The organism is Pseudomonas sp. F007 (assembly GCF_057814275.1).
This window is the reverse complement of record NZ_JBVATA010000002.1, coordinates 412,485-424,111: the sequence shown is the minus strand read 5'-3', so window position 1 is coordinate 424,111 and position 11,627 is coordinate 412,485. Positions and strand designations below refer to the sequence as shown.

Annotated in this window: 13 protein-coding genes; 4 read left to right on the top strand and 9 right to left on the bottom strand. The window is 60.6% G+C overall.

Annotation, left to right across the window (positions count from 1 at the left end):
• Positions 1 to 21: 21 nt before the first annotated feature.
• Positions 22 to 501 (bottom strand): RNA pyrophosphohydrolase, encoded by a 480-nt coding sequence (locus tag ACZYR5_RS06150; RefSeq protein WP_007897732.1) that lies wholly within the window; start codon positions 499 to 501, stop codon positions 22 to 24.
• A gap of 143 nt (positions 502 to 644) precedes the next feature.
• Here ACZYR5_RS06150 and ACZYR5_RS06145 point away from each other — a divergent pair, with 143 nt between their 5' ends.
• On the top strand, positions 645 to 1,301 hold the full coding sequence (locus ACZYR5_RS06145; RefSeq protein WP_489088729.1) for a histidinol-phosphatase: 657 nt from the start codon (positions 645 to 647) through the stop codon (positions 1,299 to 1,301).
• A 97-nt stretch (positions 1,302 to 1,398) separates the two neighbouring features.
• Here ACZYR5_RS06145 and ACZYR5_RS06140 read toward each other — a convergent pair whose 3' ends face one another.
• Positions 1,399 to 1,824, bottom strand: a complete 426-nt coding sequence (locus ACZYR5_RS06140) for a DUF2269 domain-containing protein (RefSeq protein WP_489088730.1) — start codon at positions 1,822 to 1,824, stop codon at positions 1,399 to 1,401.
• A 39-nt stretch (positions 1,825 to 1,863) separates the two neighbouring features.
• Positions 1,864 to 3,378, bottom strand: coding sequence for a threonine ammonia-lyase, biosynthetic (gene ilvA, locus ACZYR5_RS06135; RefSeq protein WP_489088731.1), 1,515 nt, complete (start codon positions 3,376 to 3,378; stop codon positions 1,864 to 1,866).
• Positions 3,379 to 3,590: 212 nt separating this feature from the next.
• Between ilvA and rpiA the strand changes: the two genes are divergently transcribed.
• Positions 3,591 to 4,265: a ribose-5-phosphate isomerase RpiA gene (gene rpiA / locus ACZYR5_RS06130; protein ID WP_027616949.1), complete on the top strand. Its 675-nt coding sequence runs from the start codon at positions 3,591 to 3,593 to the stop codon at positions 4,263 to 4,265.
• A gap of 137 nt (positions 4,266 to 4,402) precedes the next feature.
• Here rpiA and ACZYR5_RS06125 read toward each other — a convergent pair whose 3' ends face one another.
• The 3 genes from ACZYR5_RS06125 to ACZYR5_RS06115 all read right to left on the bottom strand — a co-directional run bounded on the left by ACZYR5_RS06125 (position 4,403) and on the right by ACZYR5_RS06115 (position 7,634).
• On the bottom strand, positions 4,403 to 5,320 hold the full coding sequence (locus ACZYR5_RS06125; RefSeq protein ID WP_489088732.1) for an SdiA-regulated domain-containing protein: 918 nt from the start codon (positions 5,318 to 5,320) through the stop codon (positions 4,403 to 4,405).
• A 228-nt stretch (positions 5,321 to 5,548) separates the two neighbouring features.
• Positions 5,549 to 6,214, bottom strand: coding sequence for a fumarylacetoacetate hydrolase family protein (locus ACZYR5_RS06120; RefSeq protein ID WP_027616947.1), 666 nt, complete (start codon positions 6,212 to 6,214; stop codon positions 5,549 to 5,551).
• Between the two features lie 25 nt (positions 6,215 to 6,239).
• Positions 6,240 to 7,634, bottom strand: coding sequence for an FAD-binding oxidoreductase (locus ACZYR5_RS06115; protein WP_027616946.1), 1,395 nt, complete (start codon positions 7,632 to 7,634; stop codon positions 6,240 to 6,242).
• Between the two features lie 204 nt (positions 7,635 to 7,838).
• Here ACZYR5_RS06115 and serA point away from each other — a divergent pair, with 204 nt between their 5' ends.
• Positions 7,839 to 9,068: a phosphoglycerate dehydrogenase gene (serA, locus tag ACZYR5_RS06110; protein WP_027616945.1), complete on the top strand. Its 1,230-nt coding sequence runs from the start codon at positions 7,839 to 7,841 to the stop codon at positions 9,066 to 9,068.
• A 59-nt stretch (positions 9,069 to 9,127) separates the two neighbouring features.
• Here the strand turns inward: serA and ACZYR5_RS06105 are convergent, their stop codons facing one another.
• On the bottom strand, positions 9,128 to 9,550 hold the full coding sequence (locus ACZYR5_RS06105; RefSeq protein ID WP_489088733.1) for a DUF4399 domain-containing protein: 423 nt from the start codon (positions 9,548 to 9,550) through the stop codon (positions 9,128 to 9,130).
• A gap of 131 nt (positions 9,551 to 9,681) precedes the next feature.
• On the opposite strand from ACZYR5_RS06105, the gene ACZYR5_RS06100 reads away from it, so the two are divergent.
• On the top strand, positions 9,682 to 10,455 hold the full coding sequence (locus ACZYR5_RS06100; protein ID WP_489088734.1) for a transporter substrate-binding domain-containing protein: 774 nt from the start codon (positions 9,682 to 9,684) through the stop codon (positions 10,453 to 10,455).
• 12 nt (positions 10,456 to 10,467) lie between these two features.
• Here the strand turns inward: ACZYR5_RS06100 and ACZYR5_RS06095 are convergent, their stop codons facing one another.
• Entirely contained in the window at positions 10,468 to 10,953 is a 486-nt protein-coding gene (locus ACZYR5_RS06095) for a 2-thiouracil desulfurase family protein (protein WP_489088735.1), read from the bottom strand.
• Positions 10,953 to 11,585 (bottom strand): 2OG-Fe(II) oxygenase, encoded by a 633-nt coding sequence (locus ACZYR5_RS06090; protein WP_489088736.1) that lies wholly within the window; start codon positions 11,583 to 11,585, stop codon positions 10,953 to 10,955. Before ACZYR5_RS06090 ends, ACZYR5_RS06095 begins: the two co-directional genes overlap by 1 nt.
• Positions 11,586 to 11,627 lie beyond the last annotated feature (42 nt).

Sequence of the window (11,627 nt, the reverse complement as noted above, 5' to 3'; positions counted from 1 at the left end):
GCTCGGGGTCGAACTCCGTCGTCAGTCGCGCGCTAAAAGGCGCGGGGCAAGCTCTTTGAGAGCGCGGCGATACACCTCGCGCTTGAATGTCACCACCTGGCCCAGCGGATACCAATAACTGACCCAGCGCCAGCCATCGAATTCCGGTTTACCGGTCAAATCCATCCGCACCCGCTGCTCGTTGGAGATCAGGCGCAGGAGAAACCATTTCTGTTTCTGGCCGATGCACAGCGGTTGGCTGTGGGTACGGACCAGACGTTGCGGCAAACGATAGCGCAACCAGCCGCGCGTGCAGGCGAGAATTTCAACATCCTCGCGCTCCAGGCCGACTTCTTCGTTCAACTCGCGGTACAAGGCGTCTTCCGGCGTCTCCTGAGGGTTGATACCACCTTGAGGAAACTGCCAGGCATCTTGATTGATACGGCGAGCCCAGAGCACCTGGCCGGCATCATTCGTCAGAATGATCCCCACATTGGGGCGGAAACCATCGGGGTCGATCACGGCAACAACCTCGCAAACGCATGTCGCCGCATTGTTCCACAAAGGTTGTGAGGGCGGCAACGAAGCTTCCTACGTTATGTGCACTCTTGTGAAAAGACCGTATTCTTATCGCCTTTTTACAGACTAATCAGCGGGTAACTGCAATGCGCCTGGCTTTATTCGACCTCGACAACACGCTTTTGGGCGGCGACAGCGATCACGCATGGGGCGACTACCTGTGCGAACGAGAGATTCTCGACCCCATCGCCTACAAGGCGCGCAACGATGAGTTCTACCAGGACTACCTGGCCGGCAAGCTGGACAACGCCGAGTACCTGAACTTCTGCCTGGAAATCCTCGGCCGCACCGAGATGGCCCAGCTCGATGAATGGCACCGCGACTTCATGCGCGACTGCATTGAGCCGCTGATGCTGCCCAAGGCTGTGGAATTGCTGGCCAAGCATCGCGACGCTGGCGACAAGCTGGTGATCATCACCGCCACCAACCGCTTCGTCACCGGGCCGATTGCCGAGCTGTTGGGCGTGGACACCTTGATCGCCACTGAATGCGAAATGCATGAAGGTCGCTACACCGGACGCAGCACCGATGTGCCGTGCTTCCGTGAAGGCAAGGTGACGCGCCTGAATCGTTGGCTGGAGGAGACGGGGTTGTCGCTGGACGGCAGCTACTTCTATAGCGACTCGATGAATGACTTGCCGCTGCTGGAGCAGGTGGCGAATCCGGTGGCGGTGGATCCGGATCCGAATCTGCGGGCTGAGGCCGAGAAGCGTGGGTGGCCGGTGATCAGTCTGCGGGGCTGATAACGCTTTCGCTGGCAAGCCAGCTCCTACAGTGGATCTGTGTCGTTCACAAATCCCTTGTGGGAGCGGGCTTGCCCGCGAATGGGGTCAGCGCGGTTCAAACCGGCTTGGCCCCCATCAACCCGGCAATCGCGATAAAGCAGACAAAGCTGACCAGCGCCAAGGCAAAGCTGAACCTGCCGACACTGCCCGGCGCCTTGCGCAACCGATTCAAGCGCACCAGCAACCAGAACCAGGCCAACGCCGCCACCGTGTACAACACGCTGGAGGCCAGCAGCCAGGTTTGCCCCAGCGGCCAGCCCACCAGATGCACCATCCACCAGCCGGTGAACGGCATGCTCAGCAGCGCCAGGCCCATCAGCAGCCAGACAAATACCCGCGGCCGTTGCAAGGTCCGCGCAGGCGCCGTCGCGTCACCGTTGCGCCGCGCCAGAAACACCCAGATGCCCAGCCCCAACGCGCCGACCAGCAAGACCACGGTGGCAACCATGTGCGCCATTTTCAGGGCGGTTAACGTTTCCATTGTCTGATTTCCTTATTTCCTGCCCATCAGCGTAGCCGTTCAGCCGAGAAACAGCTGATAGGCCGGGTTGTCGCTTTCGTCCCAGTACGGATAACCGATCTGCTCCAGCGCCGCCGGCACCAGATGACGCTCGTCGTGAGGTACCTGCAGGCCCGCGACCACACGGCCATCAGCGGCACCGTGGTTGCGGTAGTGGAACATCGAGATATTCCAGCGTCCGCCGAGCTTGTGCAGGAAGTTGAACAGGGCGCCCGGACGCTCGGGGAACTCAAAGCGCAACACCACTTCATCGACCACCTGGGCCGCACGTCCGCCAACCATATGGCGAATGTGCAGCTTGGCCAGTTCGTTGTCGGTCAGGTCGAGCACCGGAAAGCCCTGCTCGGTCAGGCTGGCGATCAGCCCACTGCGCGGGTCGTTTTCCGGATGGGTCTGCACACCGACGAAGATGTGCGCTTCGCTGCCAGTGCTGTAGCGATAGTTGAATTCAGTGATCTGGCGCTTGCCGATGGCCTCGCAGAACGCCTTGAAGCTGCCCGGCTTCTCGGGGATGGTCACGGCGATGATCGCTTCACGGCCCTCACCCAGTTCGGCGCGCTCGGCGACGTGGCGCAGGCGGTCAAAATTGACGTTGGCCCCAGAGTCGATGGCCACCAGGGTCTGCCCGGTGACGCCGCGCTGTTCGACGTACTTCTTGATCCCGGCCACGCCCAGGGCGCCAGCCGGTTCGGTGATCGAGCGGGTGTCGTCGTAGATGTCCTTGATCGCGGCGCAGATTTCGTCGGTGCTGACGGTGATGACTTCGTCGACGTAATCCTTGCAGATGTCGAAGGTGTGCTGGCCGATCTGCGCCACCGCCACGCCATCGGCGAAGATGCCCACGGTCGGCAGCACCACGCGCTCGCCGGCGGCCATGGCCGCTTGCAGGCAGTTGGAGTCGTCCGGCTCGACGCCGATGATTTTGATTTCCGGGCGCAAGTACTTCACGTAAGCCGCGATCCCGGCGATCAGGCCGCCACCGCCGACCGGCACGAAGATCGCATCCAGCGGGCCAGGGTGCTGACGGAGAATCTCCATCGCCACCGTGCCCTGCCCGGCGATGGTGTGCGGATCATCGTAGGGGTGAATGTAAACGTAGCCCTTTTCGTCAACCAGCTTCAGCGAATAGGCCAGGGCTTCCGGGAAAGAATCCCCGTGCAGCACCACTTTGCCGCCACGCGAGCGTACGCCTTCGACCTTGATTTCCGGAGTGGTCTTGGGCATCACGATAGTGGCCTTGACCCCCAGCACCTTGGCGGCCAGCGCCAGGCCCTGGGCGTGGTTGCCCGCCGAGGCCGTGACCACGCCACGGGCGCGCTCTTCGTCGCTCAGTTGGGTGAGCTTGTTGTAAGCCCCGCGAATCTTGAACGAGTACACCGGCTGCAAGTCTTCGCGCTTGAGCCAAATCTGATTGCCCAGCCGCTCGGAGAGCTGGCGAGCAGTCTGCAAAGGGGTTTCTACGGCAACGTCATAAACGCGCGAGGTGAGGATCTTTTTGACGTACTGTTCAAGCATCGGAAGGCATCACTGAGCGGGTTGGGCAGGACCAACGAGTCTAACCCGGCTTTTGCCCGGGCGACCACACCAAACCGGTGGTTTCAAGCCCCGGGATAAAGCCGGGCTGGCCCAGACACACTGTCGCACCCGCCAATCGGGCAATGACCTTGCCTGCAGCGGGGCCTATAATGCCGGCCTTTCAAACCCCACTTCGGCACTTCGGAGCCCGCATGACCCAGGATCAACTCAAACAGGCAGTGGCACAGGCCGCCGTCGATTTCATCCTTCCCAAACTCGACGACAAGAGCATCGTCGGGGTCGGCACCGGCTCCACCGCCAACTGCTTCATCGACGCCCTGGCCCAGCACAAGGGCGCCTTCGACGGCGCGGTCGCCAGTTCCGAAGCCACCGCCGCACGTCTCAAGGGCCACGGCATTCCGGTGTATGAACTGAACACCGTCAGCGACCTGGAGTTCTACGTCGACGGCGCCGATGAAAGCGACGAGCACCTGAACCTGATCAAGGGCGGCGGCGCAGCCCTGACCCGCGAGAAGATCGTCGCCGCCGTGGCCAAGACCTTCATCTGCATTGCCGATGCCAGCAAGTTGGTGCCAGTACTGGGCACTTTCCCGCTGCCGGTCGAAGTAATCCCGATGGCCCGCAGCCACGTGGCCCGCGAGCTGGTCAAGCTGGGCGGCGACCCGGTGTACCGCGAAGGCGTGTTGACCGACAACGGCAACATCATCCTCGATGTGTTCAACATGCAGATCACCAACCCGGTGGAGCTGGAGAAGCAGATCAACGCCATCGTCGGCGTAGTCACCAATGGCCTGTTCGCTGCCCGCCCGGCGGACCTGCTGTTGCTGGGGACCAGCGAAGGTGTGAAGAGCCTGACGGCGAAGTAATTCATATCCCTGTGGACCAATGAAATACCTGTAGGAGCCGGCTTGCCGGCGAAGGCGGTGGATCATTCAGCCTATGTATTGACTGAAAGGCCGCCTTCGCCAGCAAGCTGGCTCCTACAATGGTTTTGCGGTGTTGGTCAGGGCTGAGCCGGCTTCTTGAAGACGTAAAACAGGTTCGGCTCGCTCACCAGGTACAGCATCCCCTCGTCATCCATGGCGATCCCTTCTGCTTGCGGCACGGTCTTCTGCAGGCCATGTTGACCTTTACGCAACGACATTGTGCTTAGCGGTCGACCGTCGATATCCAGTTCCAGCACCAGGAACGACTCATCCGACAGCGCCAGCAAATGGCCGCTGCGCTCGTCGTATTGCAGGCTCGACAGATCGCGAACAAACAATCCGGCATCCCGCTTGGGGTTGTTGATCACGTGCACGGCGTAGGATTTTTCCGGGTTGTAATGGGGAAAGCCCTGCACTTCGTAGATCAGCATCGGGTCGCGCTCCTTGGCGACGAACAGTCGCTTGCCCTTGGAGTCGTAGGCCAGCCCCTCGAAGCCCTTGTTGCGGGTCATGTGCATGCCCAGGGTCATCTGCTCGGCATCGGCGGCATCGAGGAAGGTGGTGCCCTCCTCCAGGTGAATCTTGATCAAACGCTGCTGACGCTCGTCGCTGATCACATAAGTGTCAGCACTGATGAACTCCACGGCTTCGGGGTCGCCAAAACCGATCAGCGCAATCCGCCGCAGGATGCGTCCATCGAGGGACATTTCGATCAGCTCGGAATTCTGGTTGGTCACGGTGAACAGGCTGTTGCGCACCGGATCGAAGGTCAGCGCCGAGACGTCGTCGTCCAGGCCGTCAATCACCTTGGCCTCGAGCGCCACCTGATAATCATTGAGCGCCATCGATTGCTCGGAAAGCGGGTGCAGCCAGTTTTGCAGGTTGAACCAGGCGCGCTCGTACAGACGGTAATACTGCGCCGCCACGCCCAGCACCAGCACGACGGCGACCAACAGGATCAGGGCAAGCGGTTTGGGACGGGCAAGTCGACGCATTCAGGCGGGCTCGAAAACGAAACGGGCGGATGAAATATCACGCCTGGATGAATTCAAGCTTAATAGCCGTAGGCCATTGCCTACAACTTTATGGGACAACACCCGGCCTCTGTAGGAGCTGGCTTGCCAGCGAAGAACGCCAGGACACCGCGTTTTTTCAGGATAGACGCGTCATCGTTGGCATTTTTTCGCTGGCGAGCCAGCTCCTACGAGGGTTCCGTTCAGGTCTTAGCGAACGCTGCTGGTAAAACGACTGGCACCCGGCAGTTCCAGCACCAGCTCATCACCCACGTTCAGCGGACCGACGCCCACCGGGGTGCCGGTGAGGATCACGTCGCCGGCCTGCAGCGAGAAGCAACCGGCCATGTGCTGGATCATCGGCACGATCGGGTTGAGCATGGCGCTGCTGTTGCCGTCCTGGCGCACTTCACCGTTGATGGTCAGGCGGATGCCAATGTCGGTCAGGTCGGCAAAGGTACTGCCGACCACGAACGGCGCGATCACCGCCGCTCCGTCGAAAGACTTGGCGATTTCCCACGGCAGGCCCTTGGATTTCAGCTCGGCTTGCTTGTCGCGCAGGGTCAGGTCCAGGGCCGGGGCGAAACCGGAGATCGCGTCCAGCACTTCCTCGACGCTCGGCTTGGTCGACAAGGGCTTGCCGATCAGCACCGCGATTTCCGCCTCGTAATGCACCGAACCACGCTCGGTGGGAATCGCGAAACCGCCTTCCAGCGGTACCACGCAACTGCCCGGCTTGATGAACAGCAGCGGCTCGGTCGGCACCGGGTTATCCAGTTCCTTGGCGTGTTCGGCGTAGTTACGCCCGATGCACACCACTTTCCCGAGCGGGAAATGAATGCGGGTACCGTCGACATACTGGTGCTGATAGCTCATTACCGCCTCCTGCCTCAAGGTTTGTTCAAACGGCGAAGATCTTGCCCGGGTTCATGATGCCGTTCGGGTCGAAGACTGCTTTTACGGCTTTCATGTACTCGATTTCAACCGGGGAGCGGCTGTAGGTCAGGTAATCGCGCTTGGTCATACCGACGCCGTGTTCGGCAGAAATCGAACCGTTGTACTTCTCGACGGTTTCGAACACCCACTTGTTCACGGTCGCGCACTTGGCAAAGAACTCGTCCTTGCTGAGGTTTTCCGGCTTGAGAATGTTCAGGTGCAGGTTGCCGTCGCCGATGTGACCGAACCAGACGATTTCGAAATCCGGGTAGTGTTCGCCGACGATCGCGTCGATTTCCTTGAGGAACGCCGGGACTTTCGACACGGTCACCGAAATGTCGTTCTTGTACGGGGTCCAGTGGGAAATGGTCTCGGAGATGTACTCGCGCAGTTTCCACAGGTTGTGCAGCTGGGTTTCGCTCTGGCTCATCACACCGTCCAGCACCCAGCCCTGCTCCACGCAGTGCTCGAAGGTTTCCAGGGCGTGGTTGGCCACTTCTTCGGTGGTCGCTTCGAATTCCAGCAGCGCGTAGAACGGGCAGTCGGATTCGAACGGTGCCGGCACGTCGCCGCGATCGAGGACCTTGGCCAGGGCCTTGTCGGAGAAAAACTCGAAGGCGGTCAGGTCCAGCTTGCTCTGGAAGGCGTGCAGCACCGGCATGATCGAATCGAAATCGGCGGTGCCGAGGACCATCGCGGTGAGGTTTTTCGGCGCACGATCCAGGCGCATGGTCGCTTCGACCACGAAACCCAGGGTGCCTTCAGCGCCGATGAACAGCTGGCGCATGTCGTAGCCAGTGGCGTTCTTGATCAGGTCGCGGTTCAGTTCCAGCACGTCACCCTTGCCGGTGACGACTTTCATGCCGGCCACCCAGTTGCGGGTCATGCCGTAGCGAATCACCTTGATCCCGCCGGCATTGGTGCCGATATTGCCGCCAATCTGGCTGGAACCCGACGAAGCGAAGTCCACCGGGTAGTACAGGCCCTTTTCTTCGGCGACGTTCTGCAATTGCTTGGTGACCACGCCTGGCTGGCAGATGGCGGTGCGGTCGGTCAGGTTCACGTCGAGAACCTGGTTCATGTAGTCGAACGACACCACCACTTCGCCATTGGCCGCCACCGCAGCCGCAGACAACCCGGTACGACCACCGGACGGCACCAGCGCCACTTTGTGTTTGTTGGCCCACAGCACGATGGCCTGGACCTGCTCGGTAGTCTTGGGGAACACGATGGCGGTCGGCGCCGGGGCGAAATGCTTGGTCCAATCCTTACCGTAAGCATTCAGGGAGTCGGCATCGGTCAGCACCTTGCCAGGCTCAACCAGGGTCTTCAGCTCATCAATCAGGGCAGGATTGGTCATCGACAGAACTCTCGAACAATTCATGGTCATCCTGAGAACGCTTCACGTCGCAGGAATGAGTGTTTAGCGGGGCGCATATGCTAGCATACCGACCCCGCAGCATAGTGCCCAACGGCTGTTCTGCGGTGACGGTTTAGTTGCCGTCCGGGTCAGCATCTGTTGACCATCTCCTGCCATTTTTCTCCGGGATACAGGTTTACGCAGATGAGCAAGACTTCTCTCGATAAGAGCAAGATCAAGTTCCTTCTTCTCGAAGGCGTCCACCAATCGGCTGTCGACGTCCTCAAGGCGGCGGGCTACACCAGCATCGAGTACCTCACAGGTTCTCTGCCGGAAGCCCAGCTCAAGGAAAAGATCGCTGATGCGCACTTCATCGGCATTCGCTCCCGTACTCAACTGACCGAAGAGATCTTCGATCACGCGAAGAAGCTGGTGGCTGTCGGCTGTTTCTGCATCGGCACCAACCAGGTGGACCTCAACGCCGCCCGCGAGCGCGGTATTGCCGTGTTCAACGCGCCGTACTCCAACACCCGCTCCGTTGCCGAGCTGGTGCTGGCCGAAGCGATCCTGCTGCTGCGTGGCATCCCCGAGAAAAACGCTTCCTGCCACCGTGGCGGCTGGATCAAGAGCGCGGCCAACTCCTTCGAAATCCGTGGCAAGAAGCTGGGTATCGTCGGTTACGGCTCGATCGGCACTCAACTGTCGGTCCTGGCAGAAGGCTTAGGGATGCAGGTGTACTTCTACGACACCGTGACCAAGCTGCCACTGGGTAACGCCACCCAGGTCGGCAACCTGCACGAACTGCTGGGCATGTCCGACATCGTCACCCTGCACGTACCGGAAACCGCTGCGACCCAGTGGATGATCGGCGAGAAGGAAATCCGCGCCATCAAGAAAGGCGGGATCCTGATCAACGCCGCGCGTGGCACCGTGGTTGAGCTGGACCACCTGGCCGCCGCGATCAAGGACAAGCACCTGATCGGCGCTGCCATCGACGTGTTCCCGGTCGAGCCACGCTCCAACGACGAAGAGTTCGAGAGCCCGCTGCGTGGCCTGGACAACGTGATCCTGACACCGCACATCGGTGGTTCCACCGCTGAAGCGCAAGCCAACATCGGCCTGGAAGTCGCTGAGAAGCTGGTGAAGTACAGCGACAACGGTACTTCGGTATCGTCCGTGAACTTCCCGGAAGTGGCCCTGCCGGCTCACCCTGGCAAGCACCGCCTGCTGCACATCCACGAGAACATCCCGGGTGTGATGAGCGAGATCAACAAGGTCTTCGCCGAAAACGGCATCAACATTTCCGGTCAGTTCCTGCAGACCAACGAGAAAGTCGGCTACGTCGTGATCGACGTCGACGCCGAGTACTCGGACCTGGCGCAAGAGAAGCTGCAGCACATCAACGGCACCATTCGTTGCCGCGTGTTGTTCTAACGCTCAAGCGTCAATAAAAAGGGAGCTCCGCGGAGCTCCCTTTTTTTCGCCTGGACGTTTTACTTGACCGTGACGGTGATCTTTTCCGAAAGGATAGGCGGGTCGAACGCCTGGTGATTCTTGTCGCCCAGTTCCAGTTGCAGGGTGTGCTTGCCAGGGGTCAGGGTCAGATCGCCTTGGGTTTGCGCTTTGCCAAAATGCACGTGATTGGCATCTGACGGGATCACTTGGCCAGCGGCAATCGGGGCGGTATCAATCAGTACGTGGTGGTGACCGGAGTTGGGCGTAGGATCACCTGCCTTGGCCAGGGATACATCTTTAACAGCAAACTTGATCTGGAAGGTCGTGGGCACGGTGCCGCCATCTGCCGGCGAAACGATAGAGACCTCCGCACCTTTAGGAGCAGGCGTCGCGGCATTGGCCAGCATCGAAGCACCGAGCAGCATCCCTGCAAAAACAGCACGTGACATAAAGGTTTTCATTCTTTTCTCCAGTTTTATGCTTAATCTTCATGTATGTGACAACTTCGTAGCAATTTGTTGTCGAAGGACCTCAACACCATAGCAAAGCGCGCCGAAGCAGCGCGTCGCACATAACGAATCAAGGAGAGACCATGCGCTTTTTGCCTGGCCTGATGCTGTTGCTGCCCCTTCTGAGTCCTTTTGCTCACGCTGAACTGATTGACGACGTCAACGATCGCGGTGAATTGCGCATCGCCCTGGAAGCCAATACCCCGCCCTTCAACTTCAAGGACGATGGCAAACTCACCGGCTTTGAAGTCGAGTTGGGCCATCTTTTGGCCAGCGAGCTGGATGTGCGCGCCGACTTCGTGGTGACCGACTCCACCGACCTGCTGCCCGGTGTCGAGAGCGGCCGCTACGACATCGCCATCAACCACATAGCACTGACCCCGGAACTCAAGGATCGTTTCGACGTCAGCGAACCTTATAGTTATTCAAGCGCACAATTGATCGTGCGCCAGGAAGAACAACGTCCGCTGGGCTCGTTGCCGGCGCTCAATGGCAAGGTGCTGGGCGTGGCCCAGGGCAGTCAGTTTGTCGATCAGGCTCGCAGCGTCGAAGGTGTCGACCTGCGCAGTTACCCGGATGCGCAACAGCCGCTCAAGGAAGTGGCGGACAAACAATTGGACGCGGCCATCAGCGATCGCCTGCTGATTCCCTACGCGATCCGCGACAGTCGTTTGCCAGTGAAGGAAGGCGCGAAGATCGGCCCGACGCTGAGCCTGGTGATTCCGTTCCAGAAAGGCAACCCGGCGTTCCAGGCGACACTCGCCGGGGCGTTGGAGCGAATCAAGAAAGACGGGCGCCTGATGGCCCTGTCCGAGAAGTGGTTTGGCATGGATGCGACCCAGCCACCGAAGTCCTGATCGGGCCTGCCCTCAGTCCAGCGCCGCCAGGGCGCTGGCCGCTTCGGCCAATTGCGATTCGTTGAACACCCGGACTCCGTGACGGCCCAGCAAGGCGGCAGTGACGCCCTCACCGCTGACCTTGACCCCGCTGAAGGTGCCGTCATAAGTCAGCAGATTGCCGCATGAAGGGCTGTTGGCCTTGAGCACGGCGATGCGGATGCCATGTTGCTGCACCAGCGCCAGGGCTTGCCGCGCCCCCGACAGGAACTCGGCACTGACATCGTCACCCTCGGTGGTGATGACCCGGGCACTGCCATCGAGCACCTCGGCACCTTGCCCACCCGGAATCTCCGCCGCCGCCCGCGGAGTCGGCAAGCCGCCGGCCACTTCCGGACACAACGGCACCACTCGACCTTCAACGATCCACTGCTGCAGTTGATCGAACGGCCCACTGGCGCCGCCGTCATAACGCACGCGATGGCCCAGCAGGCAGCGGCTGACCAGAATTTTCTGCATCAGAACGGCTCGTTGCCGCGGCGGCGAAACCAGCCGGTCAAGGACAGGCGTTCGCGGGTCGCCGGCAACACCTCATGGGGCACCTGGCCGGAGAGAAACACCACCAGGCAGCCGCCCACAGGGTCGACATCGTGTGGCGCGTCGTCTTCCAGGTACATGCGCAGTTGACCGCCCTGCTCCGGCAACCAGCCGTCGTTGAGGTAGATCACCGCCGACACCATGCGCCGGTCGTCGTCGCGAAAGCGGTCGACATGGCGGCGGTAGAACGCGCCTGGCGGGTACAGGGCGAAGTGGCTTTCGAAGTCTTCGAGACCGAGGAACAAGCCGCGATTGAGGGCCTCGCGCAAGCTGTCCATCAACCCCAGATAGCGGTCGCAGGCATCGGCCTGGCCGGGTTCCAGCCATTGAATATGATCGCCGCGAATACCCTCGCGAACCTCCGAAGCGGGGCCACGACCCACCGCCGCCGGCGCCAGTTCTCCCTCGGCCGCACGTTTACGGCATTCGGCCGCCAGCTCTCCGGTCAAAGACAGAGGCAGGAACAGATTCTGCTGCGACCAGCCTTGGGTGGCGAGGTCGTCAACGATACGCAGCAGCAGCGGGTGATCAGAGGGTATGAGCATGGCGCGCATAGTATTCCTGCGCCGACAAATCCGACAGTGCCGGATAGCGGA